The following is a 22,118-nucleotide window of genomic DNA, read 5'->3' as shown; positions in this document are numbered from 1 at the left end:
AACACTGCACGCTCTCACCAAAGTGAGACGGGCGCAGATTGCGGTGTGGTCTTCTCGGCTCTCCGCGGGGTTTGTGTACACGCGGGAGCCCAGGGCACACCCCAGGCACAAGGTCAGAGCGTACCTACCTCACAGAGGTAGGTCAAAACAAATGCCCAGCACGAAAACACACCGTGCGCAAGCCGGACGCGTCCACCCGTACCAGCCACACGGCCGCGTGCCCCCGGGTGGGACCCCGTCGCCGCCTCCGGGAACCGCACGCCTCTGCGACTCCCGGTAACGCGGGGCGGTCCCCGACACCCCCGTATACACCCGCCGCGGCGGACAAGCCACCCCGACCGGACGGCAACGACGCCGGACGAACCCCTCTCCGAGCCCCGCGCCCCCGGCCCGCAGCACCCGGATCGAGTCCCTGGCAAAGGGAAACAACAGGGCCGCAGCGACGGCCTGTTGAGCGGGTCGTTCTACCCAAACGCCCTAAACTGACACCTTGCCCGAGCGCGGCGCGCCCGCGAGTCGATCAGCAGGGAGCAGCACATTGGGGACCCTGGCACCCGAGCCGACCACCGTCGACGCCCGTCCCCCCGCCCCGGCCCGGCCGACGGCCCCGCCCCGGTCCGTACGGTTCCGCGGGCCCCTGCTGGCGTTGTCCCTCACCGCGGCCGCCTTCTGCGCGGCCTGGGTGGCGCGCGGCACCTTCCCCTTCGGCCACACCGGCCGGGCCGTCAACGACCAGGCCAACCAGTACGTGCCCTTCCATCGCGGGCTGTGGGACCTGGCCCACGGGAAGGCCGCCGGCGACCTGCTCTTCACCTGGCACGGCGGCTTCGGCCAGCAGTTCCTGTCCGACTACCACACCTACCTCGGCAATCCCTTCTCCTGGCTGGCCGTCCTCGTGCCGCGGGCCCACGTCGACCTCGCCGTCTTCGCGATCACGCCGATCACGATGGGCACCGCCGCCGCCGTGATGACGGTGTACCTCGGCAAGCTGCACCCCGGCCCGTGGTGGCAGCGGGGCGTGCTCGGAGCCACGTACGGCCTGTGCGGCTGGGCGCTCAGCGACGCCTCGTACATCCCGATGTGGCTGTGGGGCCTGGTCGCGCTCCCGATGCTCGGCATCGCCGTGGAGTGGTGCACGGAGGGGCGCCGCTGGCCTGGCGCGGCCCTGCTGGTCGCCCTCGCCTGGTTCGGGAACTTCTACACCGCGATGATGGCCACGATGGCCGCCTGCGTCCTGCTGGCCGTCCGCCTGGCCGTCCGCGACATGACGGGCGCGCAGCGGCTGCGCGCCCTCTGGAGGGCCGCTACGGCCGCGGGGACGGGATTGCTGCTCACTCTCCCCCTCCTCCTGCCGTCGTTCCTGTCCAGCGGCGCCGCACAGCCCACCAAGGCCGCCGCCTTCGACCCCGTACGGATCGAGATCTTCCTCGCGGGCATGCTCCCGGCGACGCACCTGTGGGGCGGCCGCCCGCGGCTCTACGTCGCCTCGCTCGGCCTGATCCTGGCCGGCGCCTTCGTCTTCAACAGCGCCATCGCCAAGAGGACCCGCCTGGTGTGGGCGGCCGCGACGCTGCTCGTGGTCGCCTCCTTCCAGTTCCCGCCCACGCAGTACGTGTGGCACGGGCTGGCGGTGCCGAACGGCAATCCGTACCGCGAGGCGTTCGTCTTCAGCGGGATGGTCGTGATCGTGGCCTGGCTGGCGCTGGCGCACCGGCCGCGCCCGCTGCACCTGGCCGCGGTCGCCGCACTGCTGGTGGCGGCCACCTTCGTGCTCCGGCGTACCGACGACTTCGGGGGCTGGACCTGGCCGGCCGTGCTCGGCGGCGGGGCTGTCTCACTGCTGGCCCTGGTCCTGCTGCGGCTCGGCGAGAAGCGCCGGTTCCTGATCCCGGTGGCCGCCACCCTGATGATCGGCGTCGTCTTCGCCGAGTCCACGGTCGCCGCGGCGAGCGCCGACGCCCTCCGGGGCCGCGAGCGCTGGGCGAAGCCGATCGCCACCTCGAACCAGTCCATCGGCAACCACTTCGAGGCCGTCCGGGGCGTGGACGGCTGGCCCGCGTACCGGACCGACTCGGGCGCGCCGCAGACCTCGTACAACGACGCCCTGGCCCTGCGCGCGCAGGGCCCGCATTACTACAGCAGCTATCTCCCCGAGGCCACCTACCGGGCGCTGGAGCCCCTCGGCTACGGCTTCAAGAACGACGGCCGGACCTTCTTCGGCGCCGACAACCCGGTACTCGACGCGATCTTCTCGATCGGCGCACGAATCCGCCCGGGGACCGCGCCGGGCACCTGGACCGCCTCGCGGTTCCCGGCTCCCCCGCTGGTCACGGTCCGCACCGGCCCGTACACCTCCCCCCACCCGGCGGACAGCGTCTACGCCCGCCAGGAGAACGTCCTGGGCGCCACCGTCTACCAGGTCCCGCGGGTCACCCGCGGGGGCACCGCCACCGAGCAGACGTACGCCGCCCGGTGCACCCCCGGCTCCGAGGCGTACTGGTACTCCCCCGCCCTCTACGGCACCCTCCGCGCCGACGGCACCGAGAAGCCGCTGGAGGACCGCATGACCGGGGTGACCCCCCTGGGCACGGTCCCCGCCTCGGGCCGGGTCGACGTCACCGTGCAGACCCGGACGAAGGACGCGGACGCGGGCGCACACCCGCTGGGCTGCCTGGACCGGCCGGCGCTCGACACGGCCGTACGCGACCTCACCGCCACCGGCGCCACCTCGGTCCGCACAGCCGGCCACAGCATCGAGGCCACCCTCCCCACGCCGACCGGTGGCACGGCCGTCATCGCCACCACCGCCGTCCCGGGCTGGCAGTGCTCGGCCCCGGCGAAGCCCTTCCACGGCCTGCTCGCGGTGGCCCTCCCCGCGGGCACGGACACGTTCTCCTGCACCTTCACCCCGAAGGGCCTCACCCCGGGCCTGACGGGCGCCACCCTGGCCCTGATGATCCTCATCGGCTCCGGCGTCACCGCCCTCCGCCGCCGCACCTGACCCCGGGGGCCGTCCCCGCTCGGGGACGGCGCCCGGAAAACGAAAAGGCCCCCCGCCGCTCCTCTCGGAGCAGCGGGGGGCTTCTTCTTACGAGCTCTCAGCCGTTGTACGGGCCGTAGTCGTAGTCCTCCAGCGGGACAGCCTGGCCGGAGCCGGTGCCGAAGGGCGAGTAGTCGATGTCGTCGTAACCGACGGCCGAGTACATCGCTGCCTTGGCCTCTTCGGTGGGCTCGACCCGGATGTTGCGGTAGCGGGCGAGGCCCGTACCGGCCGGGATGAGCTTACCGATGATGACGTTCTCCTTGAGGCCGATCAGGGAGTCGGACTTGGCGTTGATCGCCGCGTCCGTCAGAACCCTGGTCGTCTCCTGGAAGGACGCCGCCGACAGCCACGACTCGGTCGCGAGCGAGGCCTTGGTGATACCCATCAGCTGCGGGCGGCCGGAGGCGGGGTGACCGCCCTCGGTGACCACACGACGGTTCTCGGTCTCGAACTTCGACCGCTCGACCAGCTCGCCCGGCAGGAGCTCCGCGTCGCCGGACTCGATGATCGTCACGCGGCGCAGCATCTGCCGGATGATGATCTCGATGTGCTTGTCGTGGATCGACACGCCCTGCGAGTTGTAGACCTTCTGGACTTCGCCGACCAGGTGGACCTGGACGGCACGCTGGCCGAGGATGCGCAGCACGTCGTGCGGGTTGGTGGCACCCATGGTGAGCTTCTGGCCCACCTCGACGTGGTCGCCCTCGTGCACGATGACCTTGGCGCGCTTCGAGATCGGGAACGCCGTCTCGTCGCTGCCGTCGTCGGGCGTGATGACGATCTTCTTCGTCTTCTCGGTCTCCTCGATCCGCACGCGGCCGGCGGCCTCGGAGATCGGGGCGACACCCTTCGGGGTACGGGCCTCGAAGAGCTCGACGACACGCGGCAGACCCTGCGTGATGTCGTCACCGGCCACACCACCGGTGTGGAAGGTACGCATCGTCAGCTGGGTACCGGGCTCACCGATGGACTGGGCGGCGATGATGCCGACCGCCTCACCGATGTCGACCAGCTTGCCGGTGGCGAGCGAGCGTCCGTAGCAGAAGGCACAGGTGCCGACCGCGGACTCACAGGTCAGGACCGAGCGGGTCTTGACCTCCTCGACGCCGTTGGCGACCAGGGCGTCGATGAGCACGTCACCGAGGTCGACGTTGGCCGGCGCGATGACCTTGCCGTCGATGACGACGTCCTCGGCCAGCATGCGGGCGTAGATCGAGGTCTCGACGTCGTCGGCCTTGCGCAGCACGCCGTCCTCGCCGCGAACGGCGATCTTCAGCTTCAGACCGCGCTCGGTGCCGCAGTCCTCCTCGCGGATGATCACGTCCTGCGAGACGTCCACCAGACGACGGGTGAGGTAACCCGAGTCGGCGGTACGCAGGGCGGTGTCCGCCAGACCCTTACGGGCACCGTGCGTGGAGATGAAGTACTCCAGAACGGTGAGGCCCTCACGGAAGGACGCCTTGATCGGACGCGGGATGGTCTCGTTCTTCGCGTTCGACACCAGACCACGCATACCGGCGATCTGTCGCATCTGCATCATGTTTCCTCGGGCACCCGAGTCAACCATCATGAAGATGGGGTTGGTCTTGGGGAAGTTCGCGTTCATCGCCTCGGCAACCTCGTTGGTCGCCTTGGTCCAGATCGCGATGAGCTCCTGCGTGCGCTCGTCCTTGGTGATCAGACCGCGCTCGTACTGCTTCTGGACCTTCTCGTCCATCGCCTCGTAGCCCGCGACGATGGCCTTCTTGGCCTCGGGCACGACGACGTCGGAGATGGCCACGGTGACGCCCGAACGGGTCGCCCAGTGGAAGCCGGCCGCCTTCAGGTTGTCGAGCGTCGCCGCCACGATGACCTTGGGGTAGCGCTCCGCCAGGTCGTTGACGATCTCGGAGAGCTGCTTCTTGCCCACCGAGTAGTCGACGAACGGGTAGTCCTCGGGCAGCAGCTCGTTGAAGAGCGCGCGACCCAGGGTCGTCTTCAGACGGAAGCTGTCGCCCGGCTGGAACTCCTGCTCGCCCTCTTCGGCGACCGGCGGCACCCAGCCACGCGGCGGGATGGTGCCCACCGGGAAGCGGATGTCGACGGACGACTGCAGCGCGAGCTCGCCGTTGTCGAACGCCATGGTCGCCTCGGCCGTGGAGCCGAACGCGCGGCCCTCGCCCTTGGTGTCACGGAGCTCACCGTCGGTGGTCAGGAAGAACAGACCGAGGACCATGTCCTGGGTCGGCATCGTGACCGGACGGCCGTCGGCCGGCTTGAGGATGTTGTTCGAGGACAGCATCAGGATGCGGGCCTCGGCCTGCGCCTCCGCGGAGAGCGGCAGGTGCACGGCCATCTGGTCACCGTCGAAGTCCGCGTTGAACGCGGTGCAGACGAGCGGGTGGATCTGGATGGCCTTGCCTTCGACCAGCTGGGGCTCGAAGGCCTGGATGCCGAGGCGGTGCAGCGTGGGCGCACGGTTCAGCAGGACCGGGTGCTCGGCGATGACCTCTTCGAGCACGTCGTACACGACCGTGCGGCCGCGCTCGACCATGCGCTTCGCCGACTTGATGTTCTGCGCGTGGTTCAGGTCGACCAGGCGCTTCATCACGAACGGCTTGAAGAGCTCCAGCGCCATGGCCTTGGGCAGACCACACTGGTGCAGCTTCAGCTGGGGACCGACGACGATCACGGAACGCGCGGAGTAGTCCACGCGCTTACCGAGAAGGTTCTGACGGAATCGACCCTGCTTGCCCTTCAGCATGTCGCTGAGGGACTTCAGGGGACGGTTACCGGGACCGGTCACCGGACGACCACGACGACCGTTGTCGAAGAGGGCGTCCACGGCCTCCTGAAGCATGCGCTTCTCGTTGTTCACAATGATCTCGGGGGCACCGAGGTCGAGGAGACGCTTCAGACGGTTGTTGCGGTTGATCACGCGGCGGTACAGGTCGTTCAGGTCGGAGGTCGCGAAGCGGCCACCGTCCAGCTGCACCATCGGACGCAGGTCCGGCGGGATGACCGGCACGCAGTCGAGCACCATGCCCTTGGGCTTGTTGCTCGTCTGCAGGAACGCGGAGACGACCTTGAGGCGCTTGAGCGCACGGGTCTTCTTCTGGCCCTTGCCGGTACGGATGATCTCGCGGAGGCGCTCGGCCTCCTCCTCGAGGTCGAAGGACTCCAGGCGCTTCTGCAGCGCGGCGGCGCCCATGCAGCCGTCGAAGTACGTGCCGAAGCGGTCACGCAGCTCGCGGTAGAGCAGCTCGTCGCCCTCGAGGTCCTGGACCTTGAGGTTCTTGAAGCGGGCCCACACCTCGTCGAGGCGGTCGATCTCGCGCTGGGCGCGGTCACGCAGCTGCTTCATCTCGCGCTCGGCGCCTTCGCGCACCTTGCGGCGTACGTCGGCCTTCGCGCCCTCGGCCTCAAGCTCGCCCAGGTCGGTCTCGAGCTTCTTGGCCCGGCCTTCGAGGTCCGCGTCACGGCGGTTCTCGATCTGCTGGCGCTCGACGGAGACGTGCGCCTCCAGGGACGGGAGGTCGCGGGTGCGGCGCTCGTCGTCCACGAACGTGATCATGTACGCGGCGAAGTAGATGACCTTCTCGAGGTCCTTCGGCGCGAGGTCCAGCAGGTAGCCCAGGCGCGACGGGACGCCCTTGAAGTACCAGATGTGGGTGACGGGAGCGGCAAGCTCGATGTGGCCCATGCGCTCACGGCGCACCTTGGCGCGCGTGACTTCGACGCCACAGCGCTCACAGATGATGCCCTTGAAGCGGACACGCTTGTACTTGCCGCAGTAGCACTCCCAGTCCCGGGTAGGACCGAAGATCTTCTCGCAGAAGAGTCCGTCCTTCTCGGGCTTGAGGGTGCGGTAGTTGATGGTCTCCGGCTTCTTGACCTCGCCGTGCGACCAGGTTCGGATGTCGTCCGCGGTGGCAAGGCCGATCCGCAGCTCGTCGAAGAAGTTGACGTCGAGCACTGTGCGTCAATCCCTCTTTCGGGGTCGAGTCTCAATCATGGTCTGAACGGTCCCGGGGATGACGGGGGGCTCTTGAGCGAGCCCCCCGTCAGGCCCGTCAGACCTCTTCGACGCTGCTCGGCTCACGCCGGGACAGGTCGATACCGAGCTCCTCCGCCGCGCGGAAGACGTCCTCGTCGGTGTCGCGCATCTCGATGGACATGCCGTCCGAGGACAGCACCTCCACGTTGAGGCAGAGCGACTGCATTTCCTTGATGAGCACCTTGAAGGACTCGGGAATGCCCGGCTCGGGGATGTTCTCGCCCTTGACGATGGCCTCGTAGACCTTCACGCGGCCGGTCACGTCGTCGGACTTGATCGTCAGCAGCTCCTGGAGGGCGTAAGCGGCGCCATAAGCCTCGAGCGCCCACACCTCCATCTCACCGAAGCGCTGGCCACCGAACTGCGCCTTACCACCCAGCGGCTGCTGCGTGATCATCGAGTACGGACCGGTCGACCGAGCGTGGAGCTTGTCGTCGACCAGGTGGTGGAGCTTGAGGATGTACATGTACCCGATCGAGATCGGGTCCGGGAACGGCTCGCCGGAGCGGCCGTCGAACAGACGCGCCTTGCCGGACGGGAGGACCAGGCGGTCCCCGTCACGGTTCGGGATGGTGTGCTCGAAGAGGCCGGCGAGCTCGTCCTCGCGGGCACCGTCGAACACGGGGGTGGCGACGTTGGTACCGGGCTCGACACGGTCGGCACCGATGACCTTCAGACGCTCGGCCCACTCCTCGCCGAGCCCGGAGACGTCCCAGCCGCGGCTGGCGAGCCAGCCGAGGTGGATCTCCAGGACCTGTCCCGGGTTCATTCGGGACGGGACACCCAGCGGGTTCAGGATGATGTCGACCGGCGTGCCGTCCTCAAGGAAGGGCATGTCCTCGATCGGAAGGATCTTGGAGATGACACCCTTGTTGCCGTGGCGGCCGGCGAGCTTGTCACCGTCGGTGATCTTGCGCTTCTGGGCGACGTAGACGCGGACCAGCTGGTTCACGCCCGGAGGAAGCTCGTCGCCCTCCTCACGGTCGAAGACGCGGACACCGATGACCTTGCCGATCTCACCGTGAGGGACCTTGAGCGAGGTGTCACGCACCTCGCGGGCCTTCTCACCGAAGATCGCGCGGAGCAGGCGCTCCTCCGGGGTCAGCTCGGTCTCACCCTTGGGCGTGACCTTGCCGACCAGGATGTCGCCCGCGACGACGTCCGCACCGATGCGGATGATGCCGCGCTCGTCGAGGTCCGCGAGGACCTCCTCGGAGACGTTCGGGATGTCCCGGGTGATCTCCTCGGGGCCGAGCTTGGTGTCACGGGCGTCGACCTCGTGCTCCTCGATGTGGATCGAGGAGAGGACGTCGTCCTGCACGAGGCGCTGCGACAGGATGATCGCGTCCTCGTAGTTGTGACCTTCCCACGGCATGAACGCGACGAGCAGGTTCTTGCCGAGGGCCATCTCGCCCTCTTCGGTCGCCGGTCCGTCGGCGAGGACCTGGGACTCGATGATCCGGTCGCCCTCGTTGACGATGACCTTCTGGTTGACCGAGGTGCCCTGGTTCGAGCGGGAGAACTTGGCGACGCGGTACGTGGTGTACGTGCCGTCGTCGTTGGCGACGGTGATGTAGTCGGCCGAGACCTCCTGGACCACACCGTCCTTCTCCGCACGGATCGAGTCACCGGCGTCGACCGCACAGCGGTACTCCATGCCGGTGCCGACGAGCGGGGCCTCCGCCTTGATGAGCGGAACGGCCTGGCGCATCATGTTCGCGCCCATGAGGGCACGGTTGGCGTCGTCGTGCTCCAGGAAGGGGATCATCGCGGTCGCGACGGACACCATCTGGCGCGGGGAGACGTCCATGTAGTCGACGTCGTCGCCGGCGATGTAGTCGATCTCGCCGCCACGACGGCGCACCAGCACGCGGTTCTCGGTGAAGCGCATGTCCTCGGACAGGCCGGCGTTGGCCTGGGCGATGACGAAGCGGTCTTCCTCGTCGGCCGTCAGGTAGTCGACCTCGTCGGTGACGACGCCGTCGATGACCTTGCGGTACGGGGTCTCCACGAAGCCGAACGCGTTGACGCGGCCGTAGGAGGCGAGCGAGCCGATCAGACCGATGTTCGGGCCTTCAGGGGTCTCGATCGGGCACATGCGGCCGTAGTGCGACGGGTGAACGTCACGGACCTCGAAGCCGGCCCGCTCACGGGACAGACCGCCGGGGCCCAGCGCCGACAGGCGGCGCTTGTGGGTCAGACCCGACAGCGGGTTGTTCTGGTCCATGAACTGCGACAGCTGGCTGGTGCCGAAGAACTCCTTGATGGAGGCGACGACCGGCCGGATGTTGATCAGGGTCTGCGGCGTGATGGCCTCGACGTCCTGAGTCGTCATGCGCTCGCGGACGACGCGCTCCATACGAGCCAGACCCGTGCGGACCTGGTTCTGGATGAGCTCGCCGACGTTGCGCAGACGACGGTTGCCGAAGTGGTCGATGTCATCGGTCTCGACCACGATCGAACGGCCGGACTCGCCGGTCGTCTCGGTCTCGCCGGCGTGCAGCTTGACCAGGTACTTGATCGTCGCGATGACGTCGTCGGTGGTGAGCACACCGGCGTCGAGCGGCTCGTCGGCGCCGAGCTTCTTGTTCACCTTGTAGCGGCCGACCTTCGCGAGGTCGTAGCGCTTCGGGTTGAAGTAGAGGTTCTCGAGCAGCGTCTGAGCGGCCTCGCGGGTCGGCGGCTCGCCCGGGCGCAGCTTGCGGTAGATGTCGAGCAGCGCGTCGTCCTGACCCTGGGTGTGGTCCTTCTCCAGGGTGGCGCGCATGGACTCGTACTCGCCGAACTCCTCGAGGATCTGCTCGGTGGTCCAGCCGAGAGCCTTCAGGAGGACGGTGACGGACTGCTTGCGCTTGCGGTCGATGCGGACACCGACCATGTCGCGCTTGTCGATCTCCATCTCCAGCCAGGCACCCCGGGACGGGATGATCTTGGCGGAGAAGATGTCCTTGTCGGACGTCTTGTCGATGGAGGAGTCGAAGTAGACACCAGGGGAACGGACAAGCTGCGACACGACGACACGCTCGGTGCCGTTGATGACGAAGGTGCCCTTGTTGGTCATGAGCGGGAAGTCGCCCATGAAGACCGTCTGAGACTTGATCTCTCCGGTCTCGTTGTTCGTGAACTCGGCCGTGACGAACAGCGGAGCCGCGTACGTGAAGTCGCGCTCCTTGCACTCGTCGACAGAGTTCTTCGCCGGCTCGAAACGGTGGTCGCGGAAGGTCAGCGACATCGACCCGGAGAAGTCCTCGATCGGCGAGATCTCCTCGAAGATCTCTTCCAGACCGGACTTGGTGGGGACGTCCTGTCCACTCTCAAGCGCCGACTCGACGCGAGACTTCCAGGCAGCATTGCCGAGAAGCCAGTCAAAGCTCTCGGTCTGCAGCGCCAGGAGGTTCGGAACCTCGAGGGGCTCCTTGATCTTTGCAAAGGAGATGCGCAGCGGGGCGGTGCTGGCACCGTTGTTCGTATTGGTCGAGGCGTTGCGCGAGGCGGCCAAGAGGGGGTCCTTCCGAGGGCTCGGACTCACTACGCGCGTACCGGTCCCAGCAGACACAGAAGACAAGCCCCCCGAATCCAGCTGAAAGGCCGGGTCAGGGCGGATCAATCAAGTGTGCTCAAGCGTGGGCATGTCCCTGGCGACGGGCAGGGGACAGCTAACAGGCAGCGCAAAGGGTCAGTGTAGCCACTCGGCTCACTGATGTCCAGACCAGGTTTCCGGAAACCGGCAACAGGCCTTCCCCAACTCGTTCAACCGACACCGTGTTCATCCAACACCGCGTCCAACGCTGCGGCTCTCGTACACAGAGCGCGTATCAGTACTGCCCTCTTCGTAGTCGATCCATGCCTCAGATCTCGGATCGAGGTGGTCGACCTCTCGACGGGTCTGAGAATTGCGCGCCACGTCCCGTTCGTCAAGGCCCCCTGCTCCGAGCGGATCATCTTTCGACCCAGCCTCGAGGCAACGAAGATCACCCTACTCCCCAACGAGACCAGGGCAAGTCAGGCACTGCGGGTACGCCAAAGGGCGACCACCCTTACGGGTGATCGCCCTTGGTTGAGGCCTCAGGAAGGCCCCAGAGGTGTTACTTGACCTCGACAGCCGCGCCGGCAGCCTTGAGGGACTCGGCGGCCTTGTCAGCGGCCTCCTTGGCGACCTTCTCGAGGACGGGCTTCGGGGCGCCGTCCACGAGGTCCTTGGCCTCCTTGAGGCCCAGGGAGGTCAGCTCGCGCACGACCTTGATGACCTGGATCTTCTTGTCGCCGGCACCGGTGAGGATGACGTCGAACTCGTCCTGCTCCTCGGCGGCCTCGGCCGGGGCACCCGGGCCCGCGGGGCCGGCAACGGCGACGGCCGCGGCGGCGGTGACGTCGAACTTCTCCTCGAAGGCCTTCACGAACTCAGAGAGCTCGATGAGGGTCATCTCCTCGAACTGGGCGAGGAGGTCGTCCTGAGAGAGCTTCGCCATGATGGGCGATCCTTCCACTAATTCGGCAGGTGCCGGATGTATATAGAGGCGGGCGTAACGGCCCGCTACGACCCACGCACTAGGCGGCGTGGATCAGTGCGCGAGCCGAATTACTCGGCACCGCCCTGCTCGGCGAGCTTGACGCGAAGCGCTTCCGCGGTGCGGACGAACTTCGACGGCAGCGCCTGGAAGAGCGAGGCAGCCTGAGACTGCTTGCCCTTGAACGCGCCGGCCAGCTTGCTGAGCAGAACCTCGCGGGACTCGAGGTCCGCAAGCTTCTTGATCTCATCGGCGGTGAGCGCCTTACCATCAAGGACACCCGCCTTGATGATGAGATTCGGGTTGTCCTTGGCGAAGTCACGCAGGCTCTTCGCCGACTCCACCGGGTCACCGGTGATGAAGGCGACCGCGGTCGGACCAGCGAAGTGCTCGTCCAGCGCGGTGATCCCGGCCTGGTTGGCCGCAATCTTGGTCAGCGTGTTCTTCACCACGGCGTACTGGGCGTTCTCACCGAGCGAACGACGCAGCGTCTTGAGCTGCGCAACGGTGAGACCCCGGTACTCGGTCAGCACGGCGGCGTTCGAGCTCTGGAACTGGTCCGTGAGCTCGGCTACCGCGGCAGCCTTGTCGGGCCTTGCCATAGAGCGTCGGCCTCCTTCCGGGTGATGAGGACCGCTCAGAAGGGGCTGAACAAAACGAAACGCCCCGGCGCAAGCGCACGGGGCGTAAGCTCGACCGAATCACTCCGGGAGCTTCTCCACGAACACCTGCGCAGGACGTCCGCACTCAGCGGATCCTTCGGCCGCCGCACCCTTGCGAGCACGGCAACGACCAGCGGTCTTTGGCTTCTGGTGAAGCGTACGTGAAGCGGTCGACCCAAGGCAAATCGCCCTCAGGACCGCTTCAAACCTCCCAGTCCGGCGTCCTTCAGCGTCTGGTCGGCCTCCTCCAGCGTCCGCTCGGTCTCCTTGCGGCTCTCCTCGATGCCCTTCATGACCGCGTCGAAGTCGGCCACCTGGTCCGCGGGCGGCGCGACGACCGGCTGGGCCGTCCCGTAACCGGAGAACTTCGCCGAGACCGTCGTGGTGCCGGTGCCGATCGTCCGTACCGTGTCGACGCGGACGGGATGGCCGTCCTTGCCGATCCACAGGTCCACTTCCAGGCGGGTGACGTCCTTCACCGCCTCGCGGAGGTACTGGCGGTTCGCCGCCTCCATCACCTTGGTGGCCTCGTCAGCCTTGAGGAGGTCCGCGTTGGTGAAGCTGCCCTTGAAGTGCCGGGCCTCGACCCCGTCGGGCTGCTCCGCGCCGACGAGCGTGAGCTTGTCCTGGCCCAGGAGCAGCGCGAGGTACTCGGCCGGGTCGTCGTTGAGCCGGTACCGGGGCTTGCCGTCCTTGTTCAGGTTCATCTTCATCCAGGACTTGCCCTGCACGGGCTTGTCGCTGTGGGTGTAGATGTCGTCGCCGATCAGGATCTGATCGCCCTTGCCCTCGCCCTGGTCCCGGATGGCCGTGGTCGCCGGGTACCAGCCCTTCGTCCCCGTGATCCGCTCCGGCTTGCCGGAGCTGCCGGTGATGGTCATGTCCATCGTGGCGAACTTGGCCGGCACGGTCTTCAGGTACGAGGCCTTCACCGCGTCCGCGGGCGTCTGCTCGGCCTGCGCGGCCTTGCCCCCGTCCGGCTTCCCCTCATCCCCCGTGCCGGCCTTGCCGCCCCCGCAGGCCGTGAGGCCGCCCATGAGCAGTGCGGCCCCCGCCGCGCCGACGCACAACCGCGTCAGGACAGCCGTGTTCATTTGTTCTCCCCCATGTGCCTGTTTCTGTACTGCGGTGGTGCGGCGCCGATCAGGCGGTGCCCTCGGAGTCCTTCATCATCTCGGCCAGGTCCATGACCTGGTCGGCCGGCGGCGCGGTGATCTCGACCGGCTTGTTGAAGTCCAGGAACTTGATGGTGATGTCCATCGGGCCGGAGGTGCCGGTACCCCGGGTGCGGACCTGCTTGGCCTGGTCGGCCTCGTCGATCCAGATGTCCATGACCAGGCTCTTGATGCCCTCGTCCTCCAGCGCCTTGATGTTCTTCTCCTGGCGCTCCTTGGTCTCGGGCGCGGCGGAGGCGCTGGCGGCCCGCATCTCGTCGAGCGTGACGGTGCCGGTGAGGTGCGTCGTCTTCTGGCCGTCGATGGTCTCCTCGCCGACCTTCTTGAGGTCCTTGGCGGCGCTCAGGCTGTCGGCCGAGTCGCCCGGGTTCTGGCCCTGCTGGGCCGAGCCGAGCGAGTCCAGCTGCTTGGCCTGCTCAGGAGCCAGGGTCTTGAGGTCGAACTTCAGCCACTTGTCCCCGGAGCCCATGTACATGGCACCGTCGATCAGGCGGATGCCGACCTTCTCGCCCGGCTTCTCGGGAGAGTCCATCGTCATCGTCATGCCCACGGTGGGCTTGAGCCGCATGGAGACCTCGCCGGTGACCTTCTGCCCCGCGGCCTCGCCGACCATGGTGTAGCGCAGGGAGGTGATCTCCTCCGACTTCTTCTTCGTCTTCTGCAGGTACGCGGCCGGCGCGACCTCCGCCGGCTTCTCCGCCGCCTTGGACGGGGCCGAGGGGGCCCCGTTGTCCTTCTTCGCGTCTTTGCCGTCCTCGCACGCCGTGGCGCCCCCCACGAGCAGGACGGCGGCCAGGAGCGCGCCGGTGGTCTTCTTGCGGTACGTGTTCATGCGTTTCCCCACCCCGTTGTGCCGGTCGGTCAGACCGGCTCGGCGACTTTTGCCGACAATCACCCTACGTCGAGCCTCTGACACTAATCGCACAGGGTTCGCACAGCACTTGAGAATTCGCGCAGCGCGCACAAGAAGGCAGCGCTCACACAAGAAAACGGGCCCCCCGCCCCGGAAAGGGGGCAGAGGGCCCGTTCAGCCACTCAGCGAGCCGTCAGGCTCAGACAGCAGCCGGGTCTTCCTCGACGAGGAGGTTCCGGGTGCGGTTGGAGTCCAGCTGGATGCCGGGGCCCATGGTGGTGCTCAGGGCGGCCTTCTTGATGTAGCGGCCCTTCGCGGCGGACGGCTTCAGACGGAGGATCTCGTCCAGGGCCGCGCCGTAGTTCTCGACCAGCTGCTCATCGGAGAAGGAGACCTTGCCGATGATGAAGTGCAGGTTCGAGTGCTTGTCGACGCGGAACTCGATCTTGCCACCCTTGATCTCGGTGACAGCCTTCGCGACGTCCATCGTGACGGTGCCGGTCTTCGGGTTCGGCATGAGGCCACGGGGACCGAGCACGCGGCCGAGGCGGCCGACCTTGCCCATGAGGTCCGGGGTGGCCACAACGGCGTCGAACTCGTTCAGGCGGTTGCCCTTGGCGATCTCGTTGATCAGCTCGTCGTCGCCGACAATGTCGGCGCCGGCGGCTTCCGCGGCCGCAGCACGGTCACCGGTCGCGAAGACCAGGACCCGGGCGGTCTTGCCGGTGCCGTGCGGGAGGTTCACGGTGCCACGCACCATCTGGTCGGCCTTGCGCGGGTCTACACCCAGGCGGAAGGCGACCTCGACGGTGCTGTCGAACTTGGTCGCGGAGGTCTCCTTGGCGAGACGGACGGCCTCGAGCGGGGCGTACAGCTTGTCCCGGTCGACCTTGGCGTCCGCAGCGCGGAGAGTCTTGCTGCGCTTCACTTCTGCTCCTGTGTTGTTTCTTCAGGCGTGGAGTCGTGGTGCGGACCAGCGCTTGGCCCTACCACTGGTGGTGCTGGAGGGTGGCTGGATCAGCCTTCGACGGTGATGCCCATCGAGCGCGCGGTGCCGGAGATGATCTTCACGGCGGCGTCGATGTCGTTGGCGTTCAGGTCGGGCATCTTCAGCTCGGCGATCTCCTTGACCTGGGCGGCCGTGAGCTTGGCAACCTTGGTCTTGTGCGGCTCGCCGGAGCCCTTCTCCACGCCCGCGTGCTTCAGGATGAGGCGCGCGGCCGGCGGAGTCTTGGTGATGAAGGTGAAGGAACGGTCGTCGTAGACCGTGATCTCCACCGGCACGACCATGCCACGCTGCGACTCGGTCGCGGCGTTGTAGGCCTTGCAGAACTCCATGATGTTGACGCCGTGCTGACCGAGCGCGGGGCCGACCGGCGGAGCCGGGTTGGCCGCACCGGCCTTGATCTGGAGCTTGATGAGCCCCGTGATCTTCTTCTTCTTGGGAGGCATTGCTCTCTCCGGGTCCTAGTGAGAGTTTTTCGCCGCCAACCGGTCATCCGGATGGAGGCATACCGCACCACGATAACGGGTATCGGTGCGGGGCTGAAAACCGAGCAGGTCAGACCCCCCTTTACGGGGCGATCTGACCTGTCCGGAAGCTGTGGCTCAGAAGCCGTGATGCACGCGAAGGTGGATCAGTTCTTCTGGATCTGGTCGAAGCTGAGCTCGACCGGGGTCTCGCGGCCGAAGATCTCGACGAGGCCCTTGACCTTCTTCGAGTCGGGGTTGATCTCGTTGATGGTCGCCTGGAGCGTGGCGAACGGACCGTCGGTGACGGTGACCGAGTCGCCGACCTCGAAGTCCAGCACCTCGATCGTCCGCTTGACGGCGGGCGCGGGCAGACCGGCCTCTTCCGCGGCGGCCTTGGCGGCCTTCTCCTGCGCCTCCGGGGCGAGCATCTTGACGATCTCGTCCAGGGTCAGCGGGTACGGGTCGTACGCGTTGCCGACGAAGCCGGTGACGCCAGGCGTGTTGCGGACGACGCCCCAGGACTCGTTCGTCAGATCCATGCGGACGAGAACGTAACCGGGCAGCTTGTTCTGCCGGACGTTCTTGCGCTCGCCGTTCTTGATCTGGACGATCTCTTCCTCGGGCACCTCGGCCTGGTAGATGAACTCCTCGACGTTCAGCGAGACGGCGCGCTGCTCCAGGTTGGCCTTCACGCGCTTCTCGTAGCCGGCGTAGGTGTGGATCACGTACCACTCGCCGGGAAGGAGGCGCAGCTCCTCGCGGAGGGCCTGGATCGGGTCGACGGGCTCGGCGGGCTCGGCCTCGGCGGCCTCTTCGGCCTCCTCGCCGGTCTCGGCGGTGACGTCGGCCTCGGCGTCGTCGTCGGCCTCTTCGACCTCGGCGTCGTCCTCGATCTCGGCGTCGGCGGCGCTCTCGTCCTCGACGTGCAGCGCGGCCTCCTCGGCTGCGACACCCGCCTTGGCGTCGGCGTGCTCGGCCTCATCGGGGTCCACAGCGTCTGCCGCCTCGACGATGTCGAGCTCGTCCTCGACGGACTCGACGGAGTCGTGGCTCACGTTCAGGTTCGGGTCAGACACGGTGGCTGCTTCTTCCTGGATACAAAAGGTGGTGGAACATGCGAAAACGGGCGGCACCCATCAAGGCGCCGCCCTCCGCGGGGATCAGCCGAAGACGAACTTGATGGCTTCCTGGAACCCATAGTCAATCACGGTCACCAGACCGATCATGATGACCACGAAGACAATCACCACGGTGGTGTACGTCGTGAGCTGGTTGCGAGTGGGCCAAACAACCTTGCGGAGTTCCGCGACAATCTGGCGGTAGAAAAGCGCGAGCCGGCCCAGAGGACCCTTCTTGCCGCGCTTGCCGCCCTTGCGGGCCTTCTTCTCGCGCGTCTCGTCCTCGGCGTCAGGCATGTCGATGGAGCCCAGGGCGTCCGTCACGTCTCTCACCTGAATCCGGGTCGTGGCCGTACCGCGCCCGGTTGCGCCGCACGGCGTTGCATCTAAGTACGTACCTGCGCACACACATCCGAGAAGGAGTGTGGAGCAGGGCCGGAGGGACTCGAACCCCCAACCGCTGGTTTTGGAGACCAGTGCTCTACCAATTGAGCTACGACCCTTTGCGTCCCCCAACCTACCGCATCCGGGCGAGTGCACGGAGTGCTCACGCTTTGAGCGGCTGGCGAGGTCCAACGACAGGTGAGTGTACGTGAACCACGCCCTGTCGTCGAACAGCACCCGACCTGACATGCAGCAGTCCGTTGACTGAAACGGTGTGCGGCGCTTCTGGGCCGTCTGGGACGATTGCTCGCATGACCTCTGCAACGCCTTCCTCCGAGCGCCGGGTGTCCGCCCGTATCGGCGCCATTTCCGAGTCCGCGACCCTCGCAGTCGACGCCAAGGCCAAGGCCCTCAAGGCCGCCGGGCGCCCGGTGATCGGCTTCGGCGCCGGCGAGCCCGACTTCCCGACCCCGGACTACATCGTCGAGGCCGCGGTCGAGGCCTGCCGCAACCCCAAGTACCACCGCTACACGCCGGCGGGCGGCCTGCCCGAGCTGAAGGCCGCGATCGCCGCCAAGACGCTGCGCGACTCCGGCTACGAGGTGGACGCCTCCCAGGTCCTGGTGACCAACGGCGGCAAGCAGGCGATCTACGAAGCCTTCGCGGCCATCCTGGACCCGGGTGACGAGGTCATCGTCCCGGCTCCGTACTGGACCACCTACCCGGAGTCCATCCGTCTCGCAGGCGGTGTCCCGGTCGACGTCGTCGCCGACGAGACCACCGGCTACCGGGTCTCCGTCGAGCAGCTGGAGGCCGCGCGCACCGAGCGCACCAAGGTCGTCCTGTTCGTCTCCCCGTCCAACCCGACCGGCTCGGTCTACAGCGAGGCCGACGCCCGCGCGATCGGCGAGTGGGCCGCCGAGCACGGACTGTGGGTCCTGACGGACGAGATCTACGAGCACCTGGTCTACGGCGACGCGACGTTCACCTCGCTGCCGGTCCTGGTCCCGGCCCTGCGTGACAAGTGCATCGTCGTCAACGGGGTCGCCAAGACGTACGCGATGACCGGCTGGCGCGTGGGCTGGGTCATCGCCCCGCAGGACGTCGTCAAGGCGGCGACCAACCTGCAGTCCCACGCCACCTCCAACGTCTCCAACGTGGCCCAGGTCGCCGCGCTGGCCGCCGTCTCGGGCAACCTGGACGCGGTCGCGGAGATGCGCAAGGCCTTCGACCGCCGGCGCCAGACGATGGTCAGGATGCTCAACGAGATCGACGGCGTCTTCTGCCCGACCCCCGAGGGCGCGTTCTACGCGTACCCGTCGGTCAAGGAGATCCTCGGCAAGGAGATCCGCGGCAAGCGCCCGCAGACCTCCGTCGAGCTGGCCGCCCTGATCCTGGACGAGGCCGAGGTCGCGGTCGTCCCGGGCGAGGCCTTCGGCACCCCCGGCTACCTGCGCCTGTCCTACGCCCTGGGCGACGAGGACCTGGTGGAGGGCGTCTCCCGCGTCCAGAAGCTCCTGGCGGAGGCCAAGGCCTGACACCCCCCGCACAGCCACACCTGAGCGGCGGCTCCCCGAAGGGGACCCGCCGCTCAGGCGTATCCGGCCCCGTGGCCTGCCGAGCACTCTCGCCCCGCCGAGCACCGTCGCACCGCCGAGCGTCGCCGCACCGCCGAGCGCCGCCGCCCCCTCCAGCCCGCCGGTGTGTGAGGTGCGGATGCGCGCAGCGCCCGGGAGGCCCCGCGCAGCGGCCCCTGCCCCGCCCCCGACCTCGCTCGCCCGTTCGGGCAAGCCCCCAAAAGGTAAAACCCCCTCCCGTCCAGCGCAGCGGTACGGCAGGATCAGCGAATGGAGCACGCACGCGATCTCACGCTTCTGCCGAAAGCCCACCTCCACCTGCACTTCACCGGGTCGATGCGCCCCTCGACCCTCCTGGAACTCGCCGACAAGTACGGCGTGCGCCTCCCCGACGCCCTCACCGCGGGCGAGCCCCCCAAGCTGCGGGCCACCGACGAGCGCGGCTGGTTCCGTTTCCAGCGCCTCTACGACGCCGCCCGCTCCTGCCTGCGCGAGCCCGACGACATCCGCCGCCTGGTCCGCGAGGCCGCGGAGGAGGACGTACGCGACGGCAGCGGCTGGCTCGAGATCCAGGTGGATCCCACCTCCTACGCCCCGCTCCTCGGCGGGATGATCCCGGCCGTCGAGATCATCCTCGACGCCGTCGACGCGGCGTCCCGCGAGACCGGCCTCGGCATGCGGGTCCTCATCGCCGCCAACCGCATGAAGCACCCCCTCGACGCCCGCACCCTGGCCCGTCTGGCCGTCCGGTACGCCGACCGCGGCGTCGTCGGCTTCGGCCTCTCGAACGACGAGCGCCGCGGCATGGCCCGCGATTTCGACCGGGCCTTCGCCATCGCCCGCGAGGGCGGCCTCCTGGCGGCCCCGCACGGCGGCGAGCTCACCGGCCCGGCCTCGGTCCGCGACTGCCTCGACGATCTGCACGCGGCCCGCATCGGGCACGGCGTGCGGGCCGCGGAGGACCCGCGACTGCTCAAGCGGCTCGCCGACCGGCAGATCACCTGTGAGGTCTGCCCGGCCTCCAACGTCGCCCTCGGGGTGTACGAGCGGCCCGAGGACGTGCCCCTGCGCACCCTCTTCGAGGCCGGGGTGCCGATGGCGCTCGGCGCGGACGACCCGCTGCTGTTCGGCTCCCGGCTGGCGGCGCAGTACGAGATCGCCCGCCGCCACCACGGCTTCACGGACGCGGAGCTCGCCGAGCTGGCCCGCCAGTCGGTGCGCGGTTCGGCTGCGCCGGAGGACGTACAGGCCAAGCTGCTGGGCGGGATCGACCACTGGCTCACCGGGTGAGCCGCAGATCCCCCTCGTAGCAGTCGGCACGTACCCGGCCGCCGTCCGGGAAGCCGATCTCCAGGTGGGTGCGGCCCTGCTCGGGCAGCGCGAACTCGGCGACCGAGAAGACGGTCTCGCCGAGGTGCCGCAGAAAGGGGTGGTCGCCGAGGTCCTCGCCGACCTCGATGCGGCCCCACTCCCCCATGTCGTACGGCTCGTGCGGCGCCGACGACTCGACGATGAGGCACTGGTCGGACCCCGTGGTGATCCGGATGGAGTCGCCGACGCTGTCGATCAGCCAGACGTCGAGGGGCGCCTCGGAGCGTTCCCCCTCGCTGATGTGCCAGGACGCGACGACTCTGCTGAGTGTGCGACCCACGAGGCGGGTGGGGTCCGTACCGGCCCCGTGCAGGGGACAGAGCATGGGCGGCCGGGACTCCTCAGATGCTGACGCCGACCGTCACCGGCTCGTTGACGAGGGTGACGCCGAAGGCCGCGTGGACGCCCGCGACGACCTCGCGGGCCAGGGCGAGGAGGTCCTCGGTGGTGGCCTCGCCGCGATTGGTCAGCGCGAGGGTGTGCTTGGTGGAGATGCGCGCGGGGCCGGCGCCGTAGCCCTTCGTGAATCCTGCCTTGTCGATCAGCCAGGCCGCGCTGGTCTTCGTACGGCCGTCGCCGGCGGGGTACGCGGGCGGGGCGGTGTCGGGGCCGAGGCGGTCCTGGACGCGGGCGAGGAAGGCGGCGTAGGCCTCGTCGGTCAGGATCGGGTTGTGGAAGAAGGAGCCGGCGGACCAGGTGTCGTGGTCGGCCGGGTCGAGGACCATGCCCTTGCCGGCGCGCAGGCGCAGCACCGTCTCGCGGGCGGTGGCGGCGGGCACCCGGTCGCCGGCCTCGACGCCGAGGGCGCGGGCGGTCTCGGGGTACTTGATCGGCGCGGAGAGCCCGCCGGCGTCCTCCAGGGCGAAGCGCACGCGCAGCACGACGTAGCGGTCGGGCTGGTCCTTGAAGGTGCTGTTGCGGTACCGGAAGGCGCACTCGGCGGCGTTGAGGGTGACCGTCTCGCCGGTGGTGCGGTCGTAGGCGACGACCTCGGTGATGGTGTCGCAGACCTCCTGGCCGTACGCCCCCACGTTCTGGATGGGCGTGGCGCCGGCCGAGCCGGGGATTCCGGCGAGGCACTCGATGCCCGCGAGTCCGGCCTCGACGGTGCGTGCGACGGCGTCGCTCCAGTTCTCGCCGGCCGCGAGCTCCAGGGTGGTGCCGTTCAGGACGAAGCCGGTGGTCGCGATGCGCACGGCGGTGCCGTCGAAGCCGTGGTCGCCGATGACCAGATTGCTCCCGCCGCCGATGATCAGGAGCGGTGTGCCGCTCTCGTCCGCGGCGCGCACGGCGGCGACCACCTCGGCGTCGGTGGTCGCGGTGACCAGGCGGGCGGCGGGGCCACCGAGGCGGAAGGTGGTCAGCGGGGCGAGGGGGGCGTCGTGGAGTTCCTGCACGTGGACAAGAGTACGGTCCGTGCCCCTCGCATCCCTGCGGGGCCACGGACCGTCCTCGTTCGTCCCCCGTGCCGGGGGAATCAGTAGTCCGTCTTCTGCTCGGCGAGGCGGCGCTCGGCCTCGGCCCAGCCGAGGGGCAGCTCGGCGGCCCGTACCGTCCAGAAGGTGAAGGCCGATTCCCTCATGTACCCGCTGGCGGCGCGGGAGCTGGAACGGTGGGGCTCGCTGCGGGCGAAGCGGTAGAGCGCGTCCCGGTCCTCCCACGCGGAGAGGGTGAGGAAGGTGCGACTGAGGACGCGTGCCCGCAGGGCGACGCCGTGGGCGCCGGGGGCCTTGCGGATCTGTCCGATGATGCCGGGGGCCTTGAGGAAGAACCTGAAGGCGCCGGCGAGGGTCTCGGTCTCGAAGCGGGAGGCCATGACGTAGACCTCAGCGTCGGGGGCCGGTGCGGTGGGCGTGGACCAGGGGATGTCGGGCATGACGGGCACTCCTTGGCTGTGAGGCGGGCGTACGGGTCCGTG

At 68.2% G+C, this 22,118-nt stretch carries 16 protein-coding genes and 1 tRNA gene; 3 read left to right on the top strand and 14 right to left on the bottom strand.

Annotated features, from left to right (window positions below; all coding sequences use genetic code 11):
• The first annotated feature begins 538 nt into the window (after positions 1 to 538).
• On the top strand, positions 539 to 3,001 hold the full coding sequence (locus ACWGIF_RS05315) for a YfhO family protein (RefSeq protein WP_453491355.1): 2,463 nt from the start codon (positions 539 to 541) through the stop codon (positions 2,999 to 3,001).
• A 97-nt stretch (positions 3,002 to 3,098) separates the two neighbouring features.
• On the opposite strand, the gene ACWGIF_RS05310 is transcribed toward ACWGIF_RS05315, so the two are convergent.
• The 11 genes from ACWGIF_RS05310 to ACWGIF_RS05260 form a co-directional block, all read right to left on the bottom strand.
• On the bottom strand, positions 3,099 to 6,998 hold the full coding sequence (locus tag ACWGIF_RS05310; protein WP_453491352.1) for a DNA-directed RNA polymerase subunit beta': 3,900 nt from the start codon (positions 6,996 to 6,998) through the stop codon (positions 3,099 to 3,101).
• A 97-nt stretch (positions 6,999 to 7,095) separates the two neighbouring features.
• Positions 7,096 to 10,578, bottom strand: coding sequence for a DNA-directed RNA polymerase subunit beta (gene rpoB, locus ACWGIF_RS05305; protein WP_030008451.1), 3,483 nt, complete (start codon positions 10,576 to 10,578; stop codon positions 7,096 to 7,098).
• Between the two features lie 586 nt (positions 10,579 to 11,164).
• Positions 11,165 to 11,548, bottom strand: coding sequence for a 50S ribosomal protein L7/L12 (gene rplL / locus ACWGIF_RS05300; protein WP_453355804.1), 384 nt, complete (start codon positions 11,546 to 11,548; stop codon positions 11,165 to 11,167).
• Positions 11,549 to 11,658: 110 nt separating this feature from the next.
• Positions 11,659 to 12,189 (bottom strand): 50S ribosomal protein L10, encoded by a 531-nt coding sequence (gene rplJ, locus ACWGIF_RS05295; RefSeq protein WP_030710304.1) that lies wholly within the window; start codon positions 12,187 to 12,189, stop codon positions 11,659 to 11,661.
• Positions 12,190 to 12,440: 251 nt separating this feature from the next.
• The gene (locus tag ACWGIF_RS05290) at positions 12,441 to 13,343 is read right to left on the bottom strand and encodes a hypothetical protein (RefSeq protein WP_453491349.1); all 903 of its coding nucleotides are present in this window, start codon (positions 13,341 to 13,343) and stop codon (positions 12,441 to 12,443) included.
• Positions 13,344 to 13,392: 49 nt separating this feature from the next.
• Positions 13,393 to 14,256, bottom strand: a complete 864-nt coding sequence (locus ACWGIF_RS05285; RefSeq protein ID WP_453491346.1) for an LppX_LprAFG lipoprotein — start codon at positions 14,254 to 14,256, stop codon at positions 13,393 to 13,395.
• 220 nt (positions 14,257 to 14,476) lie between these two features.
• The gene (gene rplA, locus ACWGIF_RS05280) at positions 14,477 to 15,205 is read right to left on the bottom strand and encodes a 50S ribosomal protein L1 (protein ID WP_453491343.1); all 729 of its coding nucleotides are present in this window, start codon (positions 15,203 to 15,205) and stop codon (positions 14,477 to 14,479) included.
• 89 nt (positions 15,206 to 15,294) lie between these two features.
• On the bottom strand, positions 15,295 to 15,729 hold the full coding sequence (gene rplK, locus ACWGIF_RS05275) for a 50S ribosomal protein L11 (RefSeq protein ID WP_030710298.1): 435 nt from the start codon (positions 15,727 to 15,729) through the stop codon (positions 15,295 to 15,297).
• Between the two features lie 185 nt (positions 15,730 to 15,914).
• On the bottom strand, positions 15,915 to 16,826 hold the full coding sequence (nusG, locus tag ACWGIF_RS05270) for a transcription termination/antitermination protein NusG (RefSeq protein ID WP_453491340.1): 912 nt from the start codon (positions 16,824 to 16,826) through the stop codon (positions 15,915 to 15,917).
• A gap of 84 nt (positions 16,827 to 16,910) precedes the next feature.
• Positions 16,911 to 17,192, bottom strand: coding sequence for a preprotein translocase subunit SecE (secE, locus tag ACWGIF_RS05265; RefSeq protein WP_030825982.1), 282 nt, complete (start codon positions 17,190 to 17,192; stop codon positions 16,911 to 16,913).
• Positions 17,193 to 17,298: 106 nt separating this feature from the next.
• Positions 17,299 to 17,371: transfer RNA gene (locus ACWGIF_RS05260), tRNA-Trp, on the bottom strand.
• A 192-nt stretch (positions 17,372 to 17,563) separates the two neighbouring features.
• Here ACWGIF_RS05260 and ACWGIF_RS05255 point away from each other — a divergent pair.
• The gene (locus ACWGIF_RS05255) at positions 17,564 to 18,790 is read left to right on the top strand and encodes a pyridoxal phosphate-dependent aminotransferase (RefSeq protein ID WP_453491337.1); all 1,227 of its coding nucleotides are present in this window, start codon (positions 17,564 to 17,566) and stop codon (positions 18,788 to 18,790) included.
• A 309-nt stretch (positions 18,791 to 19,099) separates the two neighbouring features.
• The gene (locus ACWGIF_RS05250; RefSeq protein ID WP_453491334.1) at positions 19,100 to 20,119 is read left to right on the top strand and encodes an adenosine deaminase; all 1,020 of its coding nucleotides are present in this window, start codon (positions 19,100 to 19,102) and stop codon (positions 20,117 to 20,119) included.
• On the opposite strand, the gene ACWGIF_RS05245 is transcribed toward ACWGIF_RS05250, so the two are convergent.
• Genes ACWGIF_RS05245 through ACWGIF_RS05235 form a run of 3 tightly spaced genes read right to left on the bottom strand, consistent with a single transcriptional unit; the run spans position 20,109 to position 22,076 of the window.
• A complete protein-coding gene (locus ACWGIF_RS05245) occupies positions 20,109 to 20,525 on the bottom strand; it encodes a hypothetical protein (protein WP_453491331.1) in 417 nt (138 codons plus the stop codon). The genes ACWGIF_RS05250 and ACWGIF_RS05245 overlap by 11 nt on opposite strands.
• Before the next feature lie 16 nt (positions 20,526 to 20,541).
• Complete coding sequence (locus tag ACWGIF_RS05240) at positions 20,542 to 21,678, bottom strand: UDP-N-acetylmuramate dehydrogenase (RefSeq protein ID WP_453491464.1); 1,137 nt, start codon at positions 21,676 to 21,678, stop codon at positions 20,542 to 20,544.
• The gene (locus ACWGIF_RS05235; protein WP_453491328.1) at positions 21,678 to 22,076 is read right to left on the bottom strand and encodes a DUF3291 domain-containing protein; all 399 of its coding nucleotides are present in this window, start codon (positions 22,074 to 22,076) and stop codon (positions 21,678 to 21,680) included. Before ACWGIF_RS05235 ends, ACWGIF_RS05240 begins: the two co-directional genes overlap by 1 nt.
• Between the last annotated feature and the right edge of the window lie 42 nt (positions 22,077 to 22,118).

Source organism: Streptomyces sp. NPDC054849 (assembly GCF_053610945.1).
Note: the sequence above shows the minus strand (reverse complement) of the source record. Positions and strands in the feature narration are given on the sequence as shown.

Bases quoted from the DNA above. Each gene is read 5' to 3' on its own strand.
- rplL (WP_453355804.1), bottom strand. From the start codon at position 11,548: ATGGCGAAGCTCTCTCAGGACGACCTCCTCGCCCAGTTCGAGGAGATG.
- rplJ (WP_030710304.1), bottom strand. From the start codon at position 12,189: ATGGCAAGGCCCGACAAGGCTGCCGCGGTAGCCGAGCTCACGGACCAG.
- ACWGIF_RS05290 (WP_453491349.1), bottom strand. From the start codon at position 13,343: ATGAACACGGCTGTCCTGACGCGGTTGTGCGTCGGCGCGGCGGGGGCC.
- ACWGIF_RS05285 (WP_453491346.1), bottom strand. From the start codon at position 14,256: ATGAACACGTACCGCAAGAAGACCACCGGCGCGCTCCTGGCCGCCGTC.
- rplK (WP_030710298.1), bottom strand. From the start codon at position 15,729: ATGCCTCCCAAGAAGAAGAAGATCACGGGGCTCATCAAGCTCCAGATC.
- ACWGIF_RS05255 (WP_453491337.1), top strand. From the start codon at position 17,564: ATGACCTCTGCAACGCCTTCCTCCGAGCGCCGGGTGTCCGCCCGTATC.
- ACWGIF_RS05250 (WP_453491334.1), top strand. From the start codon at position 19,100: ATGGAGCACGCACGCGATCTCACGCTTCTGCCGAAAGCCCACCTCCAC.
- ACWGIF_RS05245 (WP_453491331.1), bottom strand. From the start codon at position 20,525: ATGCTCTGTCCCCTGCACGGGGCCGGTACGGACCCCACCCGCCTCGTG.
- ACWGIF_RS05235 (WP_453491328.1), bottom strand. From the start codon at position 22,076: ATGCCCGACATCCCCTGGTCCACGCCCACCGCACCGGCCCCCGACGCT.